The 23,486-nt window shown below is 64.3% G+C and carries 23 protein-coding genes; 11 read left to right on the top strand and 12 right to left on the bottom strand.

From position 1 onward, the window contains the following. The 3 genes from EB231_RS02565 to EB231_RS02555 are packed head-to-tail and all read right to left on the bottom strand — an operon-like array spanning nucleotide 1 to nucleotide 2,634. On the bottom strand, nucleotides 1–990 hold the full coding sequence (locus EB231_RS02565; RefSeq protein WP_172347457.1) for a transketolase family protein: 990 nt from the start codon (nucleotides 988–990) through the stop codon (nucleotides 1–3). Continuing rightward, nucleotides 987–1,835, bottom strand: coding sequence for a transketolase (locus tag EB231_RS02560; RefSeq protein ID WP_172347456.1), 849 nt, complete (start codon nucleotides 1,833–1,835; stop codon nucleotides 987–989). The genes EB231_RS02565 and EB231_RS02560 overlap by 4 nt, the downstream gene beginning before the upstream one ends. 4 nt (nucleotides 1,836–1,839) lie before the next feature. Beyond that, complete coding sequence (locus tag EB231_RS02555; protein ID WP_172347455.1) at nucleotides 1,840–2,634, bottom strand: SDR family NAD(P)-dependent oxidoreductase; 795 nt, start codon at nucleotides 2,632–2,634, stop codon at nucleotides 1,840–1,842. A gap of 119 nt (nucleotides 2,635–2,753) precedes the next feature. Between EB231_RS02555 and EB231_RS02550 the strand changes: the two genes are divergently transcribed. The 11 genes from EB231_RS02550 to EB231_RS02500 all read left to right on the top strand — a co-directional run bounded on the left by EB231_RS02550 (nucleotide 2,754) and on the right by EB231_RS02500 (nucleotide 16,140). After that, a complete protein-coding gene (locus tag EB231_RS02550) occupies nucleotides 2,754–3,974 on the top strand; it encodes a mandelate racemase/muconate lactonizing enzyme family protein (protein WP_172347454.1) in 1,221 nt (406 codons plus the stop codon). A 138-nt stretch (nucleotides 3,975–4,112) separates the two neighbouring features. Further along, nucleotides 4,113–6,506: a thiamine pyrophosphate-dependent enzyme gene (locus EB231_RS02545; protein WP_246740997.1), complete on the top strand. Its 2,394-nt coding sequence runs from the start codon at nucleotides 4,113–4,115 to the stop codon at nucleotides 6,504–6,506. 34 nt (nucleotides 6,507–6,540) lie between these two features. Continuing rightward, the gene (locus EB231_RS02540) at nucleotides 6,541–7,551 is read left to right on the top strand and encodes a C-terminal binding protein (RefSeq protein WP_172347452.1); all 1,011 of its coding nucleotides are present in this window, start codon (nucleotides 6,541–6,543) and stop codon (nucleotides 7,549–7,551) included. Beyond that, complete coding sequence (locus EB231_RS02535) at nucleotides 7,548–8,276, top strand: E3 binding domain-containing protein (RefSeq protein WP_172347451.1); 729 nt, start codon at nucleotides 7,548–7,550, stop codon at nucleotides 8,274–8,276. Before EB231_RS02540 ends, EB231_RS02535 begins: the two co-directional genes overlap by 4 nt. 183 nt (nucleotides 8,277–8,459) lie before the next feature. Next, nucleotides 8,460–9,230 carry a GntR family transcriptional regulator gene (locus tag EB231_RS02530; RefSeq protein WP_172347450.1) on the top strand — a complete coding sequence of 257 codons (771 nt, stop codon included), beginning with the start codon at nucleotides 8,460–8,462 and terminating at the stop codon, nucleotides 9,228–9,230. Nucleotides 9,231–9,492: 262 nt separating this feature from the next. Further along, nucleotides 9,493–10,557, top strand: coding sequence for a substrate-binding domain-containing protein (locus EB231_RS02525; protein WP_246740862.1), 1,065 nt, complete (start codon nucleotides 9,493–9,495; stop codon nucleotides 10,555–10,557). 63 nt (nucleotides 10,558–10,620) lie between these two features. Then, nucleotides 10,621–11,688 carry a substrate-binding domain-containing protein gene (locus EB231_RS02520; RefSeq protein ID WP_172347449.1) on the top strand — a complete coding sequence of 356 codons (1,068 nt, stop codon included), beginning with the start codon at nucleotides 10,621–10,623 and terminating at the stop codon, nucleotides 11,686–11,688. Between the two features lie 68 nt (nucleotides 11,689–11,756). Continuing rightward, complete coding sequence (locus EB231_RS02515; RefSeq protein ID WP_246740861.1) at nucleotides 11,757–13,259, top strand: sugar ABC transporter ATP-binding protein; 1,503 nt, start codon at nucleotides 11,757–11,759, stop codon at nucleotides 13,257–13,259. Between the two features lie 27 nt (nucleotides 13,260–13,286). Next, a complete protein-coding gene (locus EB231_RS02510) occupies nucleotides 13,287–14,291 on the top strand; it encodes an ABC transporter permease (protein WP_246740860.1) in 1,005 nt (334 codons plus the stop codon). Next, nucleotides 14,288–15,256, top strand: a complete 969-nt coding sequence (locus tag EB231_RS02505; RefSeq protein ID WP_172347446.1) for an ABC transporter permease — start codon at nucleotides 14,288–14,290, stop codon at nucleotides 15,254–15,256. The genes EB231_RS02510 and EB231_RS02505 overlap by 4 nt, the downstream gene beginning before the upstream one ends. Nucleotides 15,257–15,258: 2 nt before the next feature. Further along, nucleotides 15,259–16,140 carry an SMP-30/gluconolactonase/LRE family protein gene (locus tag EB231_RS02500; RefSeq protein WP_172347445.1) on the top strand — a complete coding sequence of 294 codons (882 nt, stop codon included), beginning with the start codon at nucleotides 15,259–15,261 and terminating at the stop codon, nucleotides 16,138–16,140. Between the two features lie 9 nt (nucleotides 16,141–16,149). Here the strand turns inward: EB231_RS02500 and EB231_RS02495 are convergent, their stop codons facing one another. The 9 genes from EB231_RS02495 to EB231_RS02455 all read right to left on the bottom strand — a co-directional run bounded on the left by EB231_RS02495 (nucleotide 16,150) and on the right by EB231_RS02455 (nucleotide 23,417). Beyond that, nucleotides 16,150–16,842 carry an amino acid ABC transporter permease gene (locus EB231_RS02495; RefSeq protein ID WP_172347444.1) on the bottom strand — a complete coding sequence of 231 codons (693 nt, stop codon included), beginning with the start codon at nucleotides 16,840–16,842 and terminating at the stop codon, nucleotides 16,150–16,152. A 3-nt stretch (nucleotides 16,843–16,845) separates the two neighbouring features. Beyond that, the gene (locus EB231_RS02490; protein ID WP_172347443.1) at nucleotides 16,846–17,511 is read right to left on the bottom strand and encodes an amino acid ABC transporter permease; all 666 of its coding nucleotides are present in this window, start codon (nucleotides 17,509–17,511) and stop codon (nucleotides 16,846–16,848) included. Nucleotides 17,512–17,578: 67 nt separating this feature from the next. Further along, nucleotides 17,579–18,388, bottom strand: coding sequence for a transporter substrate-binding domain-containing protein (locus EB231_RS02485; protein ID WP_172347442.1), 810 nt, complete (start codon nucleotides 18,386–18,388; stop codon nucleotides 17,579–17,581). Between the two features lie 225 nt (nucleotides 18,389–18,613). After that, the gene (locus tag EB231_RS02480; RefSeq protein WP_140770451.1) at nucleotides 18,614–19,423 is read right to left on the bottom strand and encodes a transporter substrate-binding domain-containing protein; all 810 of its coding nucleotides are present in this window, start codon (nucleotides 19,421–19,423) and stop codon (nucleotides 18,614–18,616) included. A 332-nt stretch (nucleotides 19,424–19,755) separates the two neighbouring features. Beyond that, on the bottom strand, nucleotides 19,756–19,971 hold the full coding sequence (locus tag EB231_RS02475; protein WP_172347441.1) for a hypothetical protein: 216 nt from the start codon (nucleotides 19,969–19,971) through the stop codon (nucleotides 19,756–19,758). After that, on the bottom strand, nucleotides 19,968–20,723 hold the full coding sequence (locus EB231_RS02470; protein WP_172347440.1) for a COG4280 domain-containing protein: 756 nt from the start codon (nucleotides 20,721–20,723) through the stop codon (nucleotides 19,968–19,970). The genes EB231_RS02475 and EB231_RS02470 overlap by 4 nt, the downstream gene beginning before the upstream one ends. Nucleotides 20,724–20,907: 184 nt before the next feature. Further along, the gene (gene phnN, locus EB231_RS02465) at nucleotides 20,908–21,537 is read right to left on the bottom strand and encodes a phosphonate metabolism protein/1,5-bisphosphokinase (PRPP-forming) PhnN (RefSeq protein WP_172347439.1); all 630 of its coding nucleotides are present in this window, start codon (nucleotides 21,535–21,537) and stop codon (nucleotides 20,908–20,910) included. Further along, nucleotides 21,534–22,673, bottom strand: a complete 1,140-nt coding sequence (locus tag EB231_RS02460) for an alpha-D-ribose 1-methylphosphonate 5-triphosphate diphosphatase (protein ID WP_172347438.1) — start codon at nucleotides 22,671–22,673, stop codon at nucleotides 21,534–21,536. The genes phnN and EB231_RS02460 overlap by 4 nt, the downstream gene beginning before the upstream one ends. Nucleotides 22,674–22,709: 36 nt before the next feature. After that, nucleotides 22,710–23,417 carry a DUF1045 domain-containing protein gene (locus EB231_RS02455; protein ID WP_172347437.1) on the bottom strand — a complete coding sequence of 236 codons (708 nt, stop codon included), beginning with the start codon at nucleotides 23,415–23,417 and terminating at the stop codon, nucleotides 22,710–22,712. Between the last annotated feature and the right edge of the window lie 69 nt (nucleotides 23,418–23,486).

Here is a 23,486-nt window from a genome sequence, read left to right as displayed (position 1 = left end):
CTAGTTCAACGCGGCAATTGTTGCGACGATGGCGTCGGTCGTCAGCCCGTATTTCGCCTGCAAGGTCGGCACCGCGCCGCATTCGATATAGCGGTCGGGCAGGCCGATGCGCGTCACTCTCCTAGCAATGCCGGCCTCGAACAAGGTCTCCACCACAAGGCTCGCCAGCCCGCCGACCACGACATGGTTTTCCGCCGTGACGATATGGTTGAAGCCAGCGGCAAATTCGGCCACCGCCCCGGCGTCGAACGGCTTTATCGTCGGCATATGCAGCACGCCGGCCGAGATGCCTTGTTTGCCCAACGCATCCGCCGCATCCAGCGCCCGCTCGGTCATGAAGCCGGTCGAGATGATGCCGACATCGGAACCTTGGCGAAGGCGGCGCGCCTTGCCGATCTCGAAGATGTAGCCGGGCTCGAACACTACCGGCACGCTGCCACGCAACAGCCGCATGTAACACGGACCCCTATGCTCCGCGAGCGCTTCGGTGGCTGCTTCGATCTCGGTCGCGTCGCAAGGGTCGATGATGGTCAGGCCGGGGATCATGCGCATCAAGGCCAGGTCCTCGATCGCCTGATGCGTGCCGCCATAGCCGGTGGTCAGTCCCGGCAGGCCGGCGACGATCTTGACGTCGAGGTTGGAGTGGGCGAGCGCGATGGCGACGAAATCATACGCGCGCCGCGTCGCGAACACGCCATAGGTGGTGGCGAACGGCACCTTGCCCGTGCGCGCCAGCCCGGCGGCCACCGCGACCAGGTTCTGCTCGGCCATGCCGACATTGAAGAAGCGGTCCGGGAAGGCGTCGCGGAACGGCAAGATATCGGTGTATTTGCCGAGATCGGCGGTCAGTCCGACAATGTCTGGACGGCTCTGGCCAAGCCGCGCCAAAGCCTTGCCGAAAGGCGCCTCCACGCTCCGCCGCCCGCCGCCAACCGCTTCGTCCTGGCCCATGGCCAGCGTACGCCCGGCCTCCATTGCCGCGCCGCTCATTGGGCTGCCTCCACGGTCTTTTCGAACTCGGCGATGATGCCGTCCCATTGCGCCACGTCGATGCGGAAGAAGTGCGATTTCTCGGAGGTTTCGATGCGCGGCACGCCCTTGCCCGGAAGCGTGCGCAGCACGATCGCCTTCGGCTTGCCGTTGCGGTTCCTCGCATCCGCCAGCGCATCGACTATCATCCTCATGTCGTTGCCGTCGATCTCCGATGTCTGCCAGCCGAAGGCGCGCCATTTGTCGGCCACCGGCTCCATGTCGAGCACCACCGGGCCATCGGCCTGGATACCGTTGCAGTCGACCAGCGCCACCAGCCCCTCGAGCCTGAAATGGCTGGCCGACATCGCCGCTTCCCAGGTCGAGCCTTCCTGCATCTCGCCGTCGGAAAGCTCGACGAAGACGCGTGCGTCGGAGCGGCCCACGCGCAGGCCCAGCGCCTGGCCGACGCCTTGTCCCAGGCCATGGCCGAGCGAGCCGCCGATCACTTCGACACCGGGCGTGGTGTCGAGCGTCGACATCTCCAGCCGGCTGTTGTCGGCGCCATAGGTGATCAATTCGTCGACGGGAATGATGCCGGCCTCGGCCAGTGCGGCCCACAGGGCGATGGAATAATGCCCGGTCGAGAGCAGGAAGCGGTCGCGATCGGGCCATGCCGGATTGTGCGGATCGTAGCGCAGTTCGTGGAAATACAGCGCGGCCAGCATATCGGCGATGCCGAGGCCCTGGCCGATATAGCCCTGGCCCTGGCCGCGCGCCATGGTCAGCATGTGCTGGCGCAGCCGTATCGCCTTGCGTTCGAGCGCGCCGATGTCGGCGCTGCTGGGAGGGGAGTTTCGCAGCATGTGATCAGTCCTTGTCGAGCCCGCCCGACATGTTGAGCCGCTCGGCGGTCATGTATCTGGGCGAATCGAGGCAGAGCCAGACGACGGCCTCGGCGACCTCGGAAATCTCGGCGCGGCGGCCAAGCGGGATGCGGCGCGTGCGTTCGTCGAGAAAGGCCTCCAGGTCGTTACGGCCATTGGCGCGAGCGAGGTCGATTTCGGTCGAGCGCTGCATCTCGGTGTCCATCATGCCGGGCGCCAGGCTGTTGACCAGCACGCCGTAGGGCGCGAGCGCAACCGCGGCGGCCCGCGTGACGGAATCGACGCCGGCCTTGCTTGCCGTGTAGGCGGTGTAGTCGGGCAGCGCCATGCGCGAACCCGGCGAGGTGATGTTGATGATGCGTCCTGAACGCTGCTCGCGCATCACCCGGCCCGCCGCCTTGCACGCCATGGCGAGTGCCGTGACGTTGAGCGCCAGCGTACGCGTCCAGGCCCTGTAGGTGGCGTCGAGAAACGGTTCGATCACGCCGTAGCCGGCATTGTTGACGAGGATATCGATGCCGCCCCAGCGCGCGACCACTTTTTCGACCGCTGCTTCCGGCGCGCCTTCCCCGGTGAAATCGCTGACGATGCTTTCGGCGTCCGCGCCGGCCTCGCCGATCAGCCTGGAGGTCTCGGCAAGCCCTTCGCCATTGATGTCGGTAACCCCAACGACACAGCCGCGCCGAGCCAACTGGATCGCCACCTCGCGGCCGAGGCCGCCCGCGGCACCGGTGACCAGGGCTCTGCTGGACGTCGTGTTCTGATTTTCGGCAGGCAAGCGAGCACCCTCCCCGGTGACCATCTTGACGCATCTGATACCGGTACCATAAATGGCTGTCAACGAGGATATGCTACTGTCCTGTCAGCCGCTCGGTCCGTTGGAAGGGGGAGACAAAGATGAAAATCGTCGCGCTCGAAACGCTGCAGCTGGCCGAGTTTCCATTCCTGTTCTGGCTGCGCGTCCACACCGATGCCGGTCTCATCGGCACCGGCGAGACCTTCTGGGCGCCGGGGCCGGTCGCGGCCTACATCCACGACAATGTCGCCGCCTATCTCCTGGGCAAGGATCCGCGCGACATCGAGCTGCATGACCGCATGCTTGGCAGCGTCTATGTCGGCGCGCGGGATTCCGGCGCCGAGGTGCGCGGCAATTCCGCCGTCAACATCGCGCTCTGGGATATCTATGGCCAAGCGCTCGGCGAACCGGTCTGGCGGCTGCTTGGCGGCCGCACCCACAAGACCGTGCCGATCTACAACACTTGCGCCGGCTACAAACATGTCCGCGCCACCAGGAAGAACGCTCTGTTCGAGCGCGGCGAGGACTGGTCTCTGAAGGCGGGCGATTCGAACGAGGGCCCGTACGAAGACCTGCTCGCCTGGCGCTACAATGCCGGCGATCTCGCCAGGAGCCTGAAATCCGAAGGCATTGGCGCGATGAAGATATGGCCGTTCGACATCGCCGCGGAGGTATCGAACGGCACCCGCATTTCGCTCCCCGATCTCGACAAGGCGCTGGAGCCGTTCCAGAAGATCCGCGACGCTGTCGGCCGCGACATGGAAATCATGGTCGAGCTGCACGGGCTGTGGACCTTGCCGCCCGTGCTGCGCATCGCGGAGGCGCTGAAAGCGTATGACGTCGCCTGGCTGGAGGAACCGATCCGCTACAATGAGCTCGACGCCATGGCCGAGCTGGCCCGTCACACCTCCATCCCGATCGCCGCCAGCGAGCGGCTGGCCTCGCGGCAGATGTTCAGGCAGGTGATCGACAAGCGCGCGGCCAGCGTCATCATGATCGACCTCGCCTGGTGCGGCGGGCTCTCCGAAGCACGCAAGATCGCCAACATGGCCGAGGCCAGTGAACTGCCTGTCACCTTGCACGATTGCACCGGGCCGATCGTCTATGCCGCCAGCTGCGCGCTGTCGGCCACCTTGCCGAACATCAACTACCAGGAAGCGGTGCGCGCCTATTTCACCGGCTGGTACACCGAAATCGTCGCCGACATTCCGCCGGTCAAGGACGGCCATGTCGCGCCGCTCGATGGGCCCGGGCTCGGTCTCAGCCTGCGTCCGGAACTGTTCCAGCGCCCGGATGCCACGGTGCGCATGACGAGAATCTAGCTCTTCATGCGGCTTTGCCTGGAGCCAGTAGACATTATGCTATTATAATCTATGATGCGCCGAAGCGGGCGGCAAACAAGCCCGCTGCCGGCGCTCTGCCGCCCGGCGTCAGATGGATTCAGGGAGGCTTTGGTGGCAATGTCTGCGGCGCGCGCACGCGAGGAGTCGAGGGGTGCGCCAAACCTCCCCGACCGGAAGATCCTGCTCGATCTGTTCGAACGCATGGTGCTGTTGCGCCGTTTCGAAAGCATCGCCCAGATCGCTTGCCGCAAGGGCGAAACGCCGGGCTTCCTGCATCTCTATATCGGCGAGGAGGCGACCGGCGTCGGCGTCTGCGCCCACCTCAGGCCAACCGACTGGGTCACATCGACTCATCGCGGCCATGGTCATGCTCTGGCCAAGGGCGCCGATCCCGGCCGCGTCATGGCCGAACTGTTCGGCAAGGTCGATGGCATTTGCGGCGGCCGCGGCGGCACCATGCATCTTTACGACCGCTCGGTCGGCCTGTTCGGCACCAACGGCATCGTCGCCGCCGGCATTGGCCATGCCGTCGGCATCGGCATGAGCGCGCGCAAGCAGGGCCGTGACGATATCGGCGTCGCCTTCTTCGGCGACGGCGCCGCCAACCATGGCGGCTTCCACGAGGCGCTCAATTTCGCCGCCGTGCAGCGGGCGCCGGCTGTCTTCATCTGCGAGAACAATCTCTACGCCACGGCGACGCCGCTCAACTCCATCACGCTCAATCCTGAGATCGCCACCAAGGCCGCTTCCTATGGCATGCCCGGCGTGGCTGTCGACGGCAATGATGTCTTCGCCGTCTGGCTGGCGATGAAGGAGGCCACCGATCGCGCCCGTTCGGGCAAGGGCCCGACGCTGATCGAGGCCAAGACCTACCGCACCGTCGGCCATCACGAAGGCGATCCGGTCATCGGCACTTACCGGACGCAAGAGGAACTCGACGCCTGGATCAAGCGCGATCCGATCGACATGTTCCGCAGGAAACTGGTCGAGGAGTACGGCATCGCCGATGCCGAGGCGCTGGCCGCCATCGAGGCGCGGATCGAGAAGGTGGTCGAAGAAGCGCTGAACTTCGCCCGCAACTCGCCCGAGCCCGATCCGGCTACGGTGCGCCTGCATGTCTTTGCCGATCCGATCAACCCGCCCGCCGCCCTGCAGCCGCGCGCCCTTGGCGAGACCCGCACGCAAGGCTGGCTTGAGGCCGTGCGCGACGGCATCGCCGAGGAGATGCGCGCCGATCCGGCGATCCTCTATTTCGGCGAAGGCACCGGCGAGCGTGGCGGCAGTTTTGCCCACACCAAAAACCTCTGGCAGGAATTCGGCGCCGATCGCATGGTCGACACGCCGATCTCTGAACAGGGTTTCACCGCTGCCGCCGTCGGCGCCTCCGCCACCGGCGCCCGCACAGTCTCCGACCTGATGTTCGCCGACTTCGCTTTCGAGACCGCCGGCCAGATCTTTTTGCAGGCGGCGAAGTTGCGCTACATGACCAGCGGCTTGATGAGCGCGCCGATGGTGGTGCGCGTCGGCGCCGGCGCGCTGCGCAGTTCAGGCCCGCATCACAGCGGCATCTATCATCCGGTCTTTGCCCATATGCCGGGCCTCATCGTCTGCGTGCCCTCGACACCGGCCGACGCCAAGGGTCTGATGAAGACGGCGCTCAGAGCCGGCGACCCGGTCATCATGCTGGAACCCAAGGCGCTGTTCGCCTCAAAGGGCGAGGTGCCGGTCGGCGAGCATTTTGTCCCGTTCGGCGTCGCGCGCATCGCCCGGGCCGGCACCGACATCACCATCGTTGCCGCCGGCCAGATGGTGCAGCGCGCGCTCGAGGCAGCGGAAGCGCTGGCCGCCGAAGGCATGGAGGTCGAGGTGATCGACCCGCGCACCATCATGCCACTCGATATCGACACCATTGTCGCCAGTATTAGGAAAACCCATCGCCTGCTCATCGTCGATGAGGCCTGGGCGATGTGCGGCCTTGGCGGCGAGATCGCTCAGGCCATCAACGAGCTCGCCTTCGACGAACTCGACGCACCGCCCGGCAGGCTGCACACGGCGCCGACCTCGCATCCCTTCGCGCCGGTTCTGGAGCGCGCCATGCTGGTCGACACCGCCCGGATTGTCCAGGGCGCTCGCGATGTCATTGCCGGCAAGCCGCCGGTGCCGGATCACTGGTACACGGTCGGTCTGAAAAGCGCTGCGCCGGCTAAGTCGGTACCTGCCCCGGTGAAGCCGCAGCCCGCCGCGCCGGCAGTTGCGGCAACGGCTGCTCCCGGCGACGACGAACCGATAACGATGCCGTTCGGCGACCTCACCGTCAGCGAAGGCACGGTCGTCAAATGGCTGAAGGCGGTTGGCGAAACGGTCAAGGAGGGCGAACTGATCGCCGAGATCGAGACCGACAAGGCCGTGGTCGAGATCGAGGCACCGATCAGCGGAACGCTTGCCGCAATCGATCAGCCGGTCGGCGCCGTGGTGCCGATGGGCGGCCGCATCGGCGGCATCAAGAAATAGACCTCTACCCAGACATGAAATCCGAAGGGCAAGCATGAAGATCCTGTGCGCCAACTGGCAAGCCGCCGACGAAGCCGAACTCGAGCGCGAGCATTATCCCGACATCGAGTTCATCCTCGCCCGCTCGACCAACGACAAGGCGGCCACGCTGGACCCGGCCGTCTGCCAGACGGTCGACGCCGTCATCAACTATTCGCCGACCCACAATGTCGCCGCCGCGCCATCGGCCTTTCCCAAGGCACGCATCGCGGTGCGCTCCGGCGTCGGCTTCGACAACATCGACACGGTGGGTTGGGGGACGCGCAAGATCCCCGCCTGCAATGTGCCGGACTATGGCACGACCGAAGTCGCCGATCACGCCATTGGCCTGATGCTGGCGCTGACGCGCGGCACCTCTGCCTATGGCGCCGAGCTTGCCGGCAATGGCGCCGAAGGCTGGCATTTCTCCAAGGCGCCGCTGGTGCGCCGGCACAAGGGTGCCACCTTCGGCATCGTCGGTCTCGGCCGCATCGGGCTCGCCACCGCGCGCCGCGCTGCGGCTTTCGACATGAAGGTGGTGTTTTACGACCCGCATCTCCTGTCCGGCGTCGACCTGTCAACCGGTTACGAGCGTGTCCATTCGCTGGGCGAATTGATGGCGCGCGCGGATGTGGTGAGCGTCCACGCGCCGCTGAGCGAGGAAACCCGCAAGCTTCTCGGCGCGGCCGCCTTCGCCGCCGCCAAGCCCGGTCTTGTCCTGGTCAACACGGCGCGCGGCCCGATCGTCGATCTCGACGCGCTTGAAGCCGCCATGCGCAGGGGCACGGTCGCCGGCGCGGGACTGGACGTCTTGCCGAACGAACCCGGCGATCTCGACCATCCGCTGCTGGTGGCCTGGTGTCGCCGCGAAGCGTGGATCGCCAATCGCCTCATCGTCACTCCGCATGCCGCCTTCTACAGTCCGGCATCGATGCGCGACCTCCGGCTGAAATCGATCGAGGTGGTGCACGCCTATCTCGCCGAGGGACGGCTGACCAACTGCGTGAATTCAGAGTATCTGAAATGAACATCGCGGTGGCGCAATCCGGACGTCTGGCTGCTTCGCCCTATGCCCGCCGGCTGGCGCGCGAACGAAGCCTGTCGCTGGAAACGCTCCGCGGCAGCGGTCCGGGCGGACGCATCCTGGCCGCCGATGTGTTGGGCTTCGTTTCGGCTGGCGCGCCGGCCGCTTCGCCCGGGGCCGCCCTGCCTGTGGCAGCGCCCCAAATCGCCGTGCCCCGTGTCGCCGCTTTCGCAACCTCCATTGCGCTCGGCACCCTGCAAGATCTGTTGGCGGCGCTGAAGAATTCGGGACGTACATTCGATGTCGACGACGTGCTGTTGCGCGCGGCCGGTCGAGCATTTCTCGAAATACCGGACGCCTGCGGCGTCGGCGATGCGGCCGTGGCGCTGGAACTGGCTGGCGGACAGGCGGTATTCGCCGTGGTCCCCGAGATGCCGCTGACATCGCTGCGCGCCATGCGGCTCGCCGCCTTGGCCGACAGCCGTGACGAAGCGGACAAACCGGCGGCTCTGTCTCTGCGGCTGCTCCCGGAGAGCGACGTCAGGCCGGTGATGATACCGCTCGTGGCCGGCCGTGCCATGCGCCTCACTGTCTCGGTCAATACGTCAGGCGATCATGCCGAATGCCTGCTGACGGTGGATGCGGCAAGCGTTGATGAGGCCACCGCTGCCACGTGGCTCGCGATCCTGAAATCGGCGATCGAACAGCCGCTTCGGCTCTTTGTCTGAGACGGCTGATCGTCAACAGCCTTGCCTAGCCTCCGGGTGAGGAAGCTATTATAAAAGCTTCGACATTAGAGCAATTCCAGGAAAAGTGCGAAGCGGTTTTCCGTCCGGAATTGCGTCAAACAAGAGATAGAGCGTTTCGCCGTTTCCGTGAAACGGTGAAACGCTCTAGGCGCGACGAGGCTCATGGATCATTCCGCTCCCACCATCGACAGTCTTCCCAGGCGGACACTCGGCCGCGCCAATGGGCCGCTTTACCGCCAGCTTGCCGACATATTGCGCGAACCGATCGGCAACGGCACCTTCCCGGTCGGCGGCGAACTGCCGAAGGAAGCGACCATTGCCGAGCATTTCGGCGTCAGCCTGATCACGGTTCGCCAGGCGCTGCGCGATCTTGAGGCCGACGGGCTGATCCGGAAACGCTCAGCCAAGCCGGCGGTGGTCGCGGCCCGCAATCCGTCGGTCAATCTGAGCTGGAAGTTCAAGAACTTTGCCGACATGGCGGCCTTCACCAAGGATGCGAAACTGACGGTGAAATCCTATCGCAAGGAGGTTTCGCCCGTGCTCCAGCGCCATTTCGGCATGGGCAAGGACGAGGCGGGCTACTGCTTGCGCAGCGTGCTGTCGATCGGCGAACAGCGCAAGGCGCAGATCACCACCTATTTCCCGCCCGACATCGGCGCGCGCCTGAAGCGGGAAGACTTTTCCGACGTGCTGATCTTCCGTTCGGTGCAGAAACATCTCGGCCTGCGGCTCGACGTGGCGCATGTCACGGTGCGCGCCGAGATCGCCGACGAGGTGGTTGCCGCCGACCTCGGCATCACGCTCGGCAGCCCGGTGCTGACGGTGGAGATGCTCTACCAGTCGGCGGATCAGCGCAGCATCGAATTCTCCGTTGCCCGCCATCCCGCGGACATTTTCAGCATCACCTACGACGCACCCAACGATCTGTCCTGAAGCGCGCCGGAGGCCGTATTTTCTGCCGGGATCGCATAGACAGGCTCGTAAAATTATAATAGCATGATAGCTAGGCTGAAGTGCCGGCCACGAGAGAAGTCGCAAGGGAGGAAATCTGGCGAATTCGGCTCGCGGACGCAGCCTCGGGGAAGTCTGGTCAAATTGACATTCGCAATTGGTACCGGTATCAATTTTTCATCTTCATCCGATCAAGATGGCGCAGTCCATCACCGGCTGGACAGGAAACACTGGGAGGAAGACCATGAAATTGAGGAGCTTGAGCGCCTGCTTCGCGGCGCTGGCCGGGTTCGCAGTCTCGATGGGCGCTATGCCCGGCCATACCGCAACCCAAAAGCCTTACGTCATCTATCTCTCGAACAATTTCGTTGGCAATGACTGGCGCCAGCAGATGGAGCGCGTCGCCAATGTCGCCGTCAACAAGGGGCCGTTGAAGGGCCGGGTCGACCTCAAGATCGAAAACGCCGAGAACACCGTTCAGGCGCAGATCAATTCGCTGAACAACATTATCCGCCAGAAACCAGCCGCCATCCTCATCGATGCGTCCTCAGCCGAGGCGCTCAATCCCACCATCAAGAAGGCCTGCGACGCGGGCATCATTGTCGTCAGCTTCGACCAGACCGTTTCGGCCGAATGCGCCTACAAGCTGCATTCCGATTTCGATATCATGGCCAACAACCAGGCCGAATGGATGGCCTCCATCCTGGGCGGCAAGGGCAAGGTTCTCATGGATCGCGGCCTCGCCGGCGCGCCGATCTCGGAACAGTTCGAGAAGAATTTTGGTACCGTGCTGAAGAAGTATCCCGGCATCGAGATCGTCGGTTACTTCAACGGCAATTATGCCGCGGGGCCCGAACAGGAGGGCGTCGCCAGCCTGCTCGCCGCCCATCCGAAAGTCGACGGTATCTTTTCGCAGGGCTACGGCACCGGCGCGATCAAGGCGCTGCAGAATGCCGACCGGCCGATGGTGCCCGTCGTCGCCGCCGCCTTCAACGGTACCGGCGTGACGTGCGCCGAGACCAAGGGCGCCAAATGCTGGCTGGGCGCCAATCCGCCCTCGCTATCGGCCGAGGCAATCAAGCTCGCGGTCGACATTCTCGACACCGGCAAGAAGCCGGCCGACACCACCGTACTATTCAACTCACCCGGCCTGACCACGGATATGGTCGATGCCAAATACGCCCCGAATTCCTCGGCGGTGAAGATCGAGCTCGGCAAGACCGTGTTTCCGGATCTGGCGCCGGGACTGTCCTTGCCGGTGTCGCCGAGCTGGGTCGAGATCACGCCCAAGGAGGCTTCGGGAACCTGACGTGGATGCAAGGCGCCACTTTAGGCGTCGCGATTTCGCAACGAAAAATGGGAGGAGAAAATCATGAAATCACCAAGCCGTAACATCGGCCTTGCAGCGCTTGCCGTCACCATGATGGCCGCGGGCACACAGGCCGGCCACGCCGAGGACAAGAAGCCCTACACCATCTATCTCTCGAACAATTTCGTCGGCAATGATTGGCGCCAGCAGATGGAGCGTGTCGCCACCGTGTCGGTCAACAAGGGGCCGCTCAAGGGCCGCGTCGACCTCAAGATCGAGAATGTCGAGAACACCGTCCAGGCGCAGATCAATTCGCTGAACAACATCATCCGCCAGAAGCCGGATGCCATCCTCGTCGACGCCGGCTCGGACTCGGCCTTGAACCCGACCATCAAGAAGGCCTGCGATGCCGGCATCGTCGTCATCTCCTTCGACCAGGTGGTGACCGAGCCCTGCGCGCTCGCCGTCGCTTCCGACTGGGATCGCATCCCCTCTGTCATGGCCGAATGGATGGCCGCGCAGCTTGGCGGTAAGGGCAACATCATCCTCGACCGCGGCCTCGCCGGTGCGCCTATCTCGGCGCAGCTGCAGCAAGGCTATGAGAAGGTTCTGGCCAAATATCCCGACATCAAGGTCGTCGGCTATTACAACGGCAATTATGCGCTTGGACCGGAACAGTCCGGCGTCGCGGCCCTGCTTGCCGCCAATCCGAAGATCGACGGCATCATGACGCAAGGCTATGGCTCCGGCGCCATCCAGGCGTTGAAGGATGCCGGCCGGCCGATCGTCCCGGTCGTCGGCTTCTCCTACAATGTCGCCGCCGTCACCTGCGCGCAGACGCAAGGCGCCAAGTGCATCCTGGGCTCCAACCCGGCCTATCTGTCCTCCGAAGCGATCAAGCTCGCGGTCGATATTCTCGACACCGGCAAGAAGCCGGCCGAGCGTTCCGTCTCGGTCAAGGGTGACTTCGTCACCACCGACCCCTTCGAGTCCAAGCTTTATCCCGGCACCAAGATGATCAAGATCGCGATTGGCGAAAATGCGTTCCCCGACCAGGCGCCCGGCCTGACGTTGCCGATCACGCCCGACTGGGTCGAGATCACCGCCGCGGAAGCTGCCGGTACCAAGTAACATCCCGTGACCACGACCCTGTCTCCCGGCATCGCAAGATGTCGGGAGAGCTTTTCGAAGGCGCATTCATGGACCTCGTCACCGTCAACGGCCTGTCCAAACGCTATGGCGGCATCGTCGCGCTGAGCGAGGCGACATTCAGCGCCCGCGCCGGCGAGGTGCACGCGCTGCTCGGTGAGAACGGCGCGGGCAAAAGCACCTTCATCCAGATCCTGTCGGGCGCCGTACGGCACGATGGCGGCTCGATCCTGGTCGATGGCCAGGATTATCGTCCCGCTGATCCGGATGCCGCACGGGCACTCGGCATTGCCGCCGTCTTCCAGGAATTGTCGCTGATCCCCGATCTCAGCGTGGAACAGAACATCTGGTTCCGCCACGAGCCAAGAACGCTGCTGCGCACGGTCAACCGCGCGGAGATGCGCCGCAAGACGTTGGCGCTGCTGGAAAAATACAATTTCCCAACACTCCGCCCCGACCAGGAGTTGCGGCGGCTGACGCTGGCCGAACGACAGATCGTCGAGATCGCCAAGGGCCTGGCCAAGGCCCCGCGCATCCTGATCCTCGACGAGGCGACCTCGGCTTTGCCGGCGCGTGAAGCCGAATGGCTGCTGAAGCTCACCCGGCAACTGGCCGCCGAAGGCCGGCTGGTCATCTTCATCTCGCATCGCATGGCCGAGGTACGCGCCATCGCCGACCGGCTGACCATCTTCCGCAATGGCAGCACAGTGGCCGCGCATGAAGCCAATGCCGTCTCCGACAACGAGATCGTCACCCAGATGATCGGTCGGCATCTCGACCGGCTCTATCCCGAGCGCATTGCCACCGCCACCGACCGTATTGCGCTGAAGGTCAGGAATTTCTCCAGTGGCGGGCGGCTTTCCGGAGTCGATTTCGCATTGCGTGAGGGCGAAGTTCTCGGCGTCGGTGGCTTGCAGGGCCACGGCCAGCGCGAGCTGTTCCAGGCACTGTTCGGAGCCACAAGAGCGAGCGGCACGGTCGAGCTTTGGGGCAAGCGCGCCTCGATCGGCAATCCACGCCAGGCGCTGACCGGCAAGGACGGCATCGCGCTGGTGCCGGAGGATCGGCGCGGGCAGGGCCTGCTCCTGACCAAGAGCGTGCGCGAAAATTTGACACTGTCGGTGATCAAGCGCTTTACCGAGAACGGCTTGCTCAGCCGGCAAAAGGAAGCCGCCCTGGTCAAGGAAATGGTCGATTTCCTGCGCATCAAGGCCGGCACGCCGGAGCAACTCGCCGGCACCTTGTCCGGTGGCAACCAGCAGAAGGTGATCTTCGGCAAGATGCTGCTCACACAGGCGCGCGTGCTGTTGCTCTACGATCCGACGCGCGGCGTCGATGTCGGCACCAAGGGCGAGATTTTTCAGCTGATGCGCGACCTCGCGGCCAAGGGCTACGCGATCCTGTTCCATTCCAGCGACATGCCGGAACTCGTCCATGTCGCCGACCGCGTGCTGGTCATGCGCAATGGCCGCATTGCCGCGACGCTGGAGGGGGACCAGATCTCGGAGGAGCAGATTTTGCGCGCCGCCATGCTTGAAACAAGGGCGGCCTGAGGCATGGTGATGTCCGCGGAGCACCCTATGGAGATGGCGCAAAGGCCGGCCGAAATCAAACCTGCCAAGCCCGGCATCGACTGGCGCGGCCGGTTGCTCGACCGCGCGCCGTTCCTGGTCGCCTGCCTGATGCTGGCCTTGATCATCGGTATCTACGGCAGCCTGCAGTCCGGCGTCTTTTCGCTCGATGAGCTCAACCTCGACACGGCGGCGGCAATGACGCTGATGCTGGCGGCCACCGGCCAGACCATCGTGCTGGTGCGTGGTGGCATCGATCTGTCGATCGGCGGCATGATCAGCCTTGGCACGGTGATCGCGGCAACGCGCTTCACCGACGATCCGTCGACCACGGCACTTTGGACACTGATCATCCTGGCGCTCGGCTTCGTCATCGGCGCGCTCAACGGCCTGCTGATCTCGCTGCTCAGGCTGCAGCCGTTCCTGGTGACGCTCGCCACCTGGTCGATCCTCAACGGCGTTGCCATGATCATCCTGCCGACCGATGGCGGCAGCATTCCCTCGTGGTGGGTCGGCTTCGCGTCCGCACAGCTCATCGGCCTGACCAGCCCTGTCTGGATGCTGCTGGCGTTGCTCGTCTTCTGGTGGTGGTTTCGCGCGACGCGGGTCGGCATCGCCATCCAGGCGACCGGCTCCAACGAGAAATCGGCCTTCCTGTCCGGCGTCTCGATCACAAGGGTCAACCTCGTCACCTACGGCCTGTCGGGCCTGTTCGCGGCCGGCGCGGCGCTGTTCCTGGTGACGCAGACCGGCGCCGGTTCGCCGACCATCGGCAAGGACTATATCCTGCCTTCGGTGGCGGCGGCGGTCATCGGCGGCGTCAGCCTGTTTGGCGGTCGTGGCCATCTTGCCGGCACGCTGATCGGCGCCTTTGTGCTGACCCTGATCGGCAATCTGGTCTTCGTCCTGCATGTGTCGAGCTACTGGCAGCCGGTCGCGTCGGGCGTCATCCTGCTGCTCTCGGTGCTCGCCAGTTCCGTCGCCGAAAAAGCTGCGAGGAGCCGCATCCAATGAGCGCCTTCCTTGCCCGCAACCGGCTGATCGTGCTCGCCTATGCCGGCATGGTCGTGCTGCTTCTGGTCACGGCCCTGTTTTCGCCGGGCTTCCTGTCGATTTCCAACATACGCTCGACTGTCGTGCTCGCCGCCTTCGTCGGCATCGTCGCGCTCGGCCAGACCTTCGTCATCATCGGCGGCGGCATCGACCTGTCGGTACCCTGGGTGCTCAATTCGGCCGCCATCCTCATGGCGCTGCTATGCGGCGGCCAGGACCTGCCGCTGGTCTGGGTGATGCCGCTGCTGCTTGGCGGCGGCGCGTTCATCGGCTTGATAAACGGCCTCGGCGTCGCCCAGTTCGGCGTGCCGCCGATCATCATGACGCTGGCCACCAATGTCATTTTGCAAGGCTTGATCCTGGTGTTGACCGGCGGCTCGCCGACGCCCTCGGCGCCGGCCCTGATCCAGTTCCTCTCGGTCGGCCGCATCGGCGGCTTTCCGGTCATTGCGCTGATCTGGCTGGCATTGACGCTGGTTGCGACGCTGCTGCTCTCCAAGGCGGCGTTCGGCCGCCATCTCTATGCCTTGGGCACCAGCGCCACTGTGGCGGAATTCTCTGGCGTGCCGACAGCGCGCACCACCATCCTCACCTATGTCATATCAGGCCTCACCGCCGCCTTCGCCGGCATGCTTTTGACCGGTTATTCCGGCCAGGCCTATCTCGGCATGGGTGACGCCTATCTGTTCACGTCCATAGCCGCGGTCGCCATCGGCGGCGCCTCGATCCTCGGGGGCAGCGGCCACTATCTCGGCACTGTCGCCGGTGCCATGGTGCTCACCATCCTCACCGGGCTGCTGCCGGCGCTGAACCTGTCGAGCGGAGCGCTGCTTATCGTATATGGCGCGGTGATCCTGCTCACCGTGTCGATCGGCAGCGAAACCTTCGCTGGGCTTGGCGGCAAGCTGCGCAGAAAAGAGGGCTGACCGTGGTCGAAATTTCTTGTGTCGTCGACGCCAGGGCCGAGCTCGGCGAAGGGACGCTCTGGGACCCCCAGGCCGGCGTGCTGTGGTGGATCGACATCTGGAAGAAGCTGATCCACCGCTACGATCCGTCGAGCGGCAAGGACGAGACCTTCGAGACACCGGAATATCTCGGCTGCCTCGGCCTGCGCGAGAAAGGCGGCCTGGTGCTGACCATGACCAACGGTTTTCATTTCTTCGACCCAGTGGCCGGCGGGTTCGAGGCGATCGTCGATCCGGAAGCGCATATGCCGAAGACCCGCTTCAACGACGGCAAGCCGGACCGCCAGGGCCGCTTCTGGTCTGGCTCGATGTTCGAGGTGCCGGGCCAGCCGATCGAATTCATAGGTGCACTCTACAGGCTCGATCCCGATCTCTCGGTGCACAAGATGATCGACCGCATCGGCTGCTCCAACGGGCTCGCCTGGAGCCCGGATTCAAAGACCATGTACTTCTCCGACAGCCATGCCGGCGCGGTCTGGGCCTATGATTTCGATCCCGCCACCGGCGATATCGAGAACCGTCGCACCTTCATCGACATGACGGTGACTGGCGGCGTTGCCGACGGCGCCACGGTTGACGCCGAAGGCTGCTACTGGGTGACCATTCCGGTGACCAGCAAGATCTGCCGCTACGACCCCGACGGCCGGCTGATGCAGACGGTGCTGCTGCCGACCGATCTGCCGACCTGCTGCGAATTCGGCGGCAAGGACCTCGACATCCTCTATGTCACCTCGGCCGTGCTGAAGCGTCCCAACAGCCACTTCATCGGCCAGAAGAACCCTGGCGGATTGTTCGCGCTCGATGTCGGCGTCAAGGGCCTGACCTTGCCGGCCTTCAAGGGCTGACGTCCACACTCAAGCCGCCGACATCACCAGCGGTGTCTCGGCCTTCTTTGTCATTCCGGTAGCGAAACGACGCTCGAGATAGCTGGCATAGAGCGATAGCGGCCAGCACAGCGCGAAGTAGATGATCGACACCGTGCCGAACACCAATACCGGCTGGAAAGTCACGGTGTTGACCTGCGTGGCGGCGCGGGCGAGCTCGGTCAGCCCGATCAGCGAGGCGATCGACGTCGTCTTGACGATCTGCACCATGAAGCCGACCGTCGGCGGCAGCATCAGCCGTACCGCCTGGGGAATGATCACCAGCCGCAGCGTCCTGACAAAACGGAAGCCGAGCGCTGTCGCAGCCTCCCATTGTCCCTTGGGGATAGCCTCGATGGCGCCGCGGAAGATCTCGCCGAAGAAGGCGCCGCCATTGAGCGAGAAGGTCACCGCGGCAGCCGCCCACGGGTCTGGCCTGTAGCCCAGGAAGGATGATCCGTAATAGGCCATGAACAGCTGGATCAGGATCGGCGTGCCCATGAAGAACTGAATGTAGCCGGCAGCCAGCCAGCGCAGCGGCCGCGCCGGCGCCACCCGGATGGCCGCCACCACGAGGCCGATCAGGCCGCCGCCGGCAAAGGCGATCAGCGCCAGAAGGATCGTCCAGCGTGTCGCCAAGAGCAGGAACATCAGTTCGTTGGGGCCGAAATCGCGCAGGCTCATGGCTCAGACCCTCCAGCGGAACACGAGCTTGCCGATGCCGGCGAAAAGCAGGCTGGCGGCCTGCACCAGCACGAAATAGATGATGGCGATGATGATGTAGACCTCGAAGCTCCTGAAGGTCTGCATGACAAGGTTGTTGGCGACCGCCGTCAGTTCTTCCGCCGCGATCGCGCCGACGATCGAGGTGCCCATGATCTGCAGGATGAACTGCGCCGAAAGCGACGGGTAGACCGCGCGCGCCGCTGGCACAAGCACGACATGGCGGATGATGCGGTAGCGGCTGAGGCCGAGCGACTTGGCCGCCTCGATCTGCCCCTCCGGGATGGCTTCGATGCCGGCGCGCAATATTTCGGTCGCATAGGCGCCGAGATGGATCGACAGCGCGACGACGGCGGCCGTGTTGCTCGACAGCTTGAAGCCGAACAGCGGCAGCGAGAAGAAGACGAAATAGAGCTGGATCAGAAGCGGCGTGTTGCGGATCAGTTCGACATAGGCAGCGATGAGCCACGACACAAAGCGCGGCCCGAAGCCGCGGCCGACGGAACCGAGCACGCCGATGGCGGTGCCGAACAGGATCGACAGTGCCGCCAGCTGGACGGTCTTTTCCAGGCCGCGCAGCAGCAAGTCGAGATGGACAAGGATCGGGCCGAATTGCAGGGCGGTTTGCATGGCATCCCGTCACGAGGTCAAGGAAGCGGGGACCGATCCAATGCCGGTCCCGCGCGGGAGCGAAGGATCAGAAGACCGGCAGCACCGGCAGTGGCTGGTTGCGGTATTTCATGGATAGCGCGTCGAGCGTGCCATCCGCCTTCAAGGTGAACAGCCAGGTGTTGATCCATTGCCGCAGATTGTCGTTGCCCTTGGCGACGCCGATGCCGAAGTAGAAGGTCTTCAGCACGTATTTCTGCTCGAAGGCGTCGCCGTCTTGCGCTTTCTTCAGATAGATTTCGCCATAGTCGCCGCCGCCCATGGCGTCGATCTGGCCGGAAATCATGGCCTGCATCAGCGCCGGCTGGTCGTCGAAACGCAGGATTTCGATGCCCGGATTGGCCGCTGCCGCGGCGGTCAGCAATCCGTCCGGCGCGGTGCCGCGGGTCAGCCCCACCTTCTTGCCGACCAGATCGGCACTGCCTTTGATCGCCATGCGCTTCGGCGCGATGACCACCGCCGATTGCCCGGCATAAGGGATCGAGAAGTCGATCTGGATGGCGCGTTCCGGTGTTATCGAGAAGATCGAGATTACGGCATCGACCTGCTTGGTCAGCAGCGCCGGGATGCGGCCGGGCGAGGTGACGGTAACGAATTCGACCGGCACGCCGAGCGCCTCGCCCATCTTGTTGGCGACGTCGATATCGAATCCGGCCGGCTTCAGATTGGCATCCAGAAAGGCATAGGGCGGCGTGGTCGTATCGATGGCGACGACCAGCTTGCCGCGCGCGATGATCTCGTCGACCGATTGCGCCAAAGCGGTCGACGGCAACAGCGCCGACAGCGCCAGAACCAGGCCGGCCAGCAAGGCGCCAACCCCCTTCAAGACATTCCGCATGTTTTCCTCCCAGGCATTTTGTGTACGCACCTCCCATCAGCTTCGTCGGCGGCGAGGCGCAAACAGCCCGACGATGCACGGCAAGACCTCATGTCTTGCCTGTTGGGCTCCTCCCAATATAATTATAATATTATAATCTTTGGTGATTGTCTATGCGCTGAAGCATGGGCGAGCCAATTGGTCGTGGCGGGACCCAACGAGGCCCCCACCATCTGGAGGTGTCGATCAGAAAACCGGCAGTACCGGCAGCGGCTGGTTGCGGTACTTCATCGACAGCGCATCCAGCGTTCCGTCGGTCTTCATGGTGAACAGCCAGGTGTTGATCCACTGCCGCAGATTGTCGTTGCCCTTGGCGACGCCGATGCCGAAATAGAAGGTCTTCAGCACGTATTTCTGCTCGAAGGCGTCACCATTCTGCGCCTTCTTCAGATAGATCTCGCCATAGTCGCCGCCGCCCATGGCATCGATCTGGCCCGACACCATCGCTTGCAGCAGCGAGGAATAGTCGTCGAAGCGCAGGATCTCGATGCCCGGATTGGCTTCGGCGGCCTTGGTCAGCAACCCGTCCTCGCCGGTGCCGCGCGTCAGGCCAACCTTCTTGCCGACCAGGTCGGCGACACCCTTGATGCCGGTGCTTTTCGGGGCGATCACCACCGCCGACTGGCCGGCATAGGGGATCGAATAGTCGATCTGGATGGCGCGCGCCGGGGTGATCGAGAAGATCGAGATCACCGCGTCGACCTGCTTGGTCAGCAAGGCCGGGATGCGGCCGGGCGAAGTGACGGTGACGAATTCGACCGGCACGCCGAGCGCTTCGCCCATCTTGTTGGCGACCTCGACGTCGAAGCCGGTTGGCTTCAGATTGGCGTCGAGAAAGCCGTAGGGCGGCGTCGTGGTGTCGATGGCGACGACCAGTTTGCCGCGCGCGATAATATCCTCGACCGACTGTGCCGAAGCGATCGATGGCAACAGCGCCGCAATCGCCAGCACGATGCCGGCCAGCAAGGCACCGGCCCCTCTCAGGAAAGTCCGCATGTTTTCCTCCCATGCATTTTTCTGGCGCCTTGCGTCGATATCGTTCGAGCGGGGCGCACTCGCCGCCCGAGGATTTGAAACAGATCGATCTCGCTGCCGACATCCCTTGCAAACCGGGGACGCAGCGTTCCTCCGCGAGTTATAATGGTATGCTATTATAATGTTATTCGCCTGTCCATGAGTGTTCAGGCAGCCTTTTTCATCGCCTTAATAACCGTAAGTGCTGGCAGAAACGTGCCTCTCTCGGCGCGCCTCTTGGGCACGGCTACCGATCATCTGAATCATGAGCGCTGTTGATGCCTGCAAGGCATCGAGCCGCATGGTCGCCGCCGTTATCGACCGGTCTGGCGGGCCGCGCGGCGAACGCTTTGCAGCAGGATGGCGAGGCAGCCGACCAGCAGCAGCGCGCCGCCGATGAGCGGCGGCAATGCCAGCAGCTTCACCGCCGCCACGATGGCGGCCACCAGCACCAGCGCCAGCAGCGCCAGATTGCCGTCATCGACGAACATGCCGAAGAATTCCCTGGCGACAAGACGAATGGCATTCATCGGGCGAGCCCTCCAGCGGCCGCGGGGTAGGTGCTGCGCAGCCAGCGCACCATGGCAAAGGACGCCAGCGCGACGATGGCGAAGATGGCGAGCAGGGCGATATCTGCGCCCGGCCAGTCGGCACCGATGCCCTCGCCGGTCCAGAAGATGCCGAAGCTGGTCAGCATCAGCCCGACCACGAATTTCAGCGCATTCTCCGGCACACGCGCCAGCGGCCTGTGGACCGCCAGGCCGACGAGCATGACCAGGACGAAGGCCGCCAGCGCGCCCAGGCTGGCGTAAAGCGTTTGCCCGTGAGCCGCGCCGACGGCAATGACGATGAACACCACCTCGACGCCCTCGAGCAGCACCGCCTTGAACGAGGCCAGTCCGGCGAGGTAGTCGGCACGACGGTCGTTGGCCTGCTGGTGCAGCGCGGCGGTCTCCTTGGAGAAGGCCGCCGCCTCGTCATGCAGGGCGATGACGCCGACGCTGCGCAGGATGGCCTTTCTTAGCCAGCGCATGCCGAACAGGATGAGCAGGACGCCGACAACGAACTGCAATGTGGTGATCGGCACCAGTGCGAGCAGCGGTCCGAACGCCAGCACCAGGGCCGCCAGCACCGCCAGCGCCAGGGCGGCGCCGGTCAATGCCGGGCGCCAGCTGCGCGTCACGCCGACCGCAAGCACGATGGTGAAGGCTTCGACGACCTCGACGAAGGAGGCGAGAAATGCCGCCGTGACTGTCGAGAGTATGGGTGTCAGCGTCTGCATCAGGGCTTCCTGTCCTGTCTCGTCCGGCCCGAAGCTTCCGGGCGGAATCCCGGGAAGGGAGGCCCGAAATCACATATATGGTCCGCACCACATAGCGCTCCGGGAGCCGCGGGAAAGCAAGTGAGCGCCACTGGGCGGCGCTTCGAGACAATCGAGCCGCACACCGCGGCTGCAGGATGCGCGCTTAGATCATGCCTGACATGTCGGAGAAGGCCATTGCCTTGCGCAGCAGCTCGGCGAAACGTTCGCCGGCAATCTCGCGTTGGCCGCTGTTGTCGATCGAGGTGACGCCGGGGCCGGACAGGGTGACGTTGGCGCTGCGCGCCAGGCGTGCCAGCACTTCGCCGCGCGACTCACGGCCACGCATCGCCAGCCGCTCGGCCAGCACATCAGGCGAGGCGGTGATCTCGACAACGGCCAGATTGGCATAGCGCTCGCGCAAGGTGGGGATGATCGCGCGTGACACATTGGCGACGGCGACATGGCCATTGGCGACCGACCAGTCGACATCGGCAGGCAGACCATAGCGCAAGCCGTGCGCTTCCCACGAGATGGCGAAGGCGCCGTCGGCCTCGGCCTCGACAAAGGCCGCGTCGGCCAGCGTGTCGTGATCCTCGCTCGCGGCATCGCTCGGCCTGGTGATGACGCGGCGGACGAACTCCAGCCGGCTCTCTTCGGCGAAGAGCGCGCGGGCGTAGCCGATCACCGTGTCCTTGCCGGCGCCACTAGGCCCCACGACAGCGACAAAGACGCCGTGGCGGATCGGAAACGTCTCGGCGGACAGCTCACGCTCGATCAAGGCCGACACCATCATGCGACCCGGCGTCCCTGCCGCCAGACGGTGCGCACGACCGGAACATGGTCGTCGACACGCACGCGCACCAGGTCGGCGCGGCGGCCCTGTTCGATGATGCCGCGGTCGGTGAGGCCAACGGCTTCCGCCGGGTTCTTCGAAACCATGGCGACCGCCTGCGGCAGCGAAATGCCTTCGACCATATCGCCGAGGAAGAAGGCCGACTGGATCAGGCTGAACGGAATATAGTCGGATGACAGGATGTCGAGCAGGCCGTCGCTGGCCAGCGTGCGCGCAGAGACATTGCCCGAATGCGAAGCGCCGCGCATGACGTTGGGCGCGCCCATCAGCACGCCGAGCCCCGCGGCCTTCGAAGCGCGCGCCGCTTCCTCGGTGGTTGGGAACTCGGCGACGCGCACACCTTGCTCGATCGCCTCGTCGACATGGCCCGACGTGGCGTCGTCATGGCTGGCGAGCACGATCCCGCGCTCCTGGCAGGCAGCGGCGATCACCGCGCGGTTCGGCGCCGAATAGCGCGCCGATTCCGCCATCCGCTTCTCGCAGAACAATTTGAAATCGCGGTCGGTCAGCTTCAGCTTGCGCTGGTAGTAGTAGGCATAGGTTTCGAGATTGACGAACTGACGCTGGCCGGGCGCATGGTCCATCAGCGAGGCCAACTTGACCCGGTCGTCCTGATCGAAATTGGCGAATGCCTGCAGGCAGTCCGGCGCCGAAACCTCGCAACGCAGATGCAGGAAATGATCGGCGCGCAGACGGTCCTGCGCGACGCTGTCCTCGATTGCGTCGGCCAGCTTGCGGATATCGGCCAAGGTGAGATCGGCGTCCTCGTCCATGCCGACGCGCAAGGCGTCGAGCACGGTGGTGATGCCGGCCGTCGCCACCTGCGCATCATGGGCAAGCACCGCGGCGATCGGGTTCCAGCGTACCTTCGGCCGTGGTGCGTAATGCCCCTCGAGATGGTCGGTGTGCAGTTCGACCAGCCCTGGAATGACATAGTCGCCGCCCATGTCCTCGCCGGTGCGGGCAGCACCGGCATCGATGCCGGCGATGAAGCCGTCGCGCAGCACCAGCGACCCCTCGACGATCTCGTCGGCAAGCACGATACGGGCGTTGGAAAGAACGGTCTCGGCGGTCATTTTGGGCAGTCCTTGATCATCTGGGGCCGGAATTGTTCAGGCGATTTTTCTGGCCGGTCGGCGTCCCAGTGCGTGCTGGGAAAGCACCATGAACGGCGCCCCGGGTTCGGTTTCGACAAACAGCGTCAGCGCGTCCACCAGCACAGGTTGTTGCAGCACTTCGGCGAACAGGCTGTCGATTGCTAGGCGAAGACGGGGGCTTTCCTGTGGCCCGACCCGACCCGACAGCGTCATGTGGAAGCGAAAGGTCTCGAAGACATAGGGGTAGCCCCACTGGCAGAGATTGCGGAACTCGGTCGGCTTCAGCGAATCGGGGCTGCGCCGCTCGATCTCGGCCTCGGTCAGTGGCGCGCGAAAGCGGTCGAAGTCGCGCACGACCTCGTCGGCGAAGCGGTTGAGCGAAGGCAACGGTCCCTCAGGAACCAGCGCGAAGAAGCTGTCGATCTGACTGACGACGAGCCGCGGTATCGTCACCACCGGCGTCGCCTCGGCAAAATGGTCGAGCCCCGCGCGCAGCGAGGTCTCGCTCTCGTTGGCCGCAAGGCGGAAGGGCGCTTTCAGCGTCGCGTGGAAGCCATAGCGGCGGGCCGAAGCGGTGTGGAAGGCAACTTCCGCCGCCGCCAGATCAGCCACGGCCTCAACCGGCCTTGTCGCCGCGCCGAACGGGTCGCGGCCCAGCCAATTGGCGGCAATCCGCGCCAGCGGTTCGTCCTGCCGGGGAGTGAAATAGATGGCATAACGCATGGGAAGTCCTCGTCAGATCCGTTGCCATAGGTGATTTCCATGACGGATTGACGAAGCTTTGAAGGGTTT

The sequence above is a fragment of the Mesorhizobium sp. NZP2298 genome (assembly GCF_013170825.1).
GTDB lineage: Bacteria > Pseudomonadota > Alphaproteobacteria > Rhizobiales > Rhizobiaceae > Mesorhizobium.
The sequence above is the reverse complement of the archived record's forward strand: the minus strand, read 5'-3'. Positions and strand labels throughout refer to the sequence as shown.

What these genes read in the sequence shown, in the direction of transcription:
- EB231_RS02565 (WP_172347457.1), bottom strand. Translation starts at nt 990, where the DNA reads ATGAGCGGCGCGGCAATGGAGGCCGGGCGTACGCTGGCCATGGGCCAG.
- EB231_RS02560 (WP_172347456.1), bottom strand. Translation starts at nt 1,835, where the DNA reads ATGCTGCGAAACTCCCCTCCCAGCAGCGCCGACATCGGCGCGCTCGAA.
- EB231_RS02550 (WP_172347454.1), top strand. Translation starts at nt 2,754, where the DNA reads ATGAAAATCGTCGCGCTCGAAACGCTGCAGCTGGCCGAGTTTCCATTC.
- EB231_RS02545 (WP_246740997.1), top strand. Translation starts at nt 4,113, where the DNA reads ATGTCTGCGGCGCGCGCACGCGAGGAGTCGAGGGGTGCGCCAAACCTC.
- EB231_RS02540 (WP_172347452.1), top strand. Translation starts at nt 6,541, where the DNA reads ATGAAGATCCTGTGCGCCAACTGGCAAGCCGCCGACGAAGCCGAACTC.
- EB231_RS02535 (WP_172347451.1), top strand. Translation starts at nt 7,548, where the DNA reads ATGAACATCGCGGTGGCGCAATCCGGACGTCTGGCTGCTTCGCCCTAT.
- EB231_RS02530 (WP_172347450.1), top strand. Translation starts at nt 8,460, where the DNA reads ATGGATCATTCCGCTCCCACCATCGACAGTCTTCCCAGGCGGACACTC.
- EB231_RS02525 (WP_246740862.1), top strand. Translation starts at nt 9,493, where the DNA reads ATGAAATTGAGGAGCTTGAGCGCCTGCTTCGCGGCGCTGGCCGGGTTC.
- EB231_RS02520 (WP_172347449.1), top strand. Translation starts at nt 10,621, where the DNA reads ATGAAATCACCAAGCCGTAACATCGGCCTTGCAGCGCTTGCCGTCACC.
- EB231_RS02515 (WP_246740861.1), top strand. Translation starts at nt 11,757, where the DNA reads ATGGACCTCGTCACCGTCAACGGCCTGTCCAAACGCTATGGCGGCATC.
- EB231_RS02510 (WP_246740860.1), top strand. Translation starts at nt 13,287, where the DNA reads ATGGAGATGGCGCAAAGGCCGGCCGAAATCAAACCTGCCAAGCCCGGC.
- EB231_RS02505 (WP_172347446.1), top strand. Translation starts at nt 14,288, where the DNA reads ATGAGCGCCTTCCTTGCCCGCAACCGGCTGATCGTGCTCGCCTATGCC.
- EB231_RS02495 (WP_172347444.1), bottom strand. Translation starts at nt 16,842, where the DNA reads ATGAGCCTGCGCGATTTCGGCCCCAACGAACTGATGTTCCTGCTCTTG.
- EB231_RS02490 (WP_172347443.1), bottom strand. Translation starts at nt 17,511, where the DNA reads ATGCAAACCGCCCTGCAATTCGGCCCGATCCTTGTCCATCTCGACTTG.
- EB231_RS02485 (WP_172347442.1), bottom strand. Translation starts at nt 18,388, where the DNA reads ATGCGGAATGTCTTGAAGGGGGTTGGCGCCTTGCTGGCCGGCCTGGTT.
- EB231_RS02480 (WP_140770451.1), bottom strand. Translation starts at nt 19,423, where the DNA reads ATGCGGACTTTCCTGAGAGGGGCCGGTGCCTTGCTGGCCGGCATCGTG.
- EB231_RS02475 (WP_172347441.1), bottom strand. Translation starts at nt 19,971, where the DNA reads ATGAATGCCATTCGTCTTGTCGCCAGGGAATTCTTCGGCATGTTCGTC.
- EB231_RS02470 (WP_172347440.1), bottom strand. Translation starts at nt 20,723, where the DNA reads ATGCAGACGCTGACACCCATACTCTCGACAGTCACGGCGGCATTTCTC.
- phnN (WP_172347439.1), bottom strand. Translation starts at nt 21,537, where the DNA reads ATGATGGTGTCGGCCTTGATCGAGCGTGAGCTGTCCGCCGAGACGTTT.
- EB231_RS02460 (WP_172347438.1), bottom strand. Translation starts at nt 22,673, where the DNA reads ATGACCGCCGAGACCGTTCTTTCCAACGCCCGTATCGTGCTTGCCGAC.
- EB231_RS02455 (WP_172347437.1), bottom strand. Translation starts at nt 23,417, where the DNA reads ATGCGTTATGCCATCTATTTCACTCCCCGGCAGGACGAACCGCTGGCG.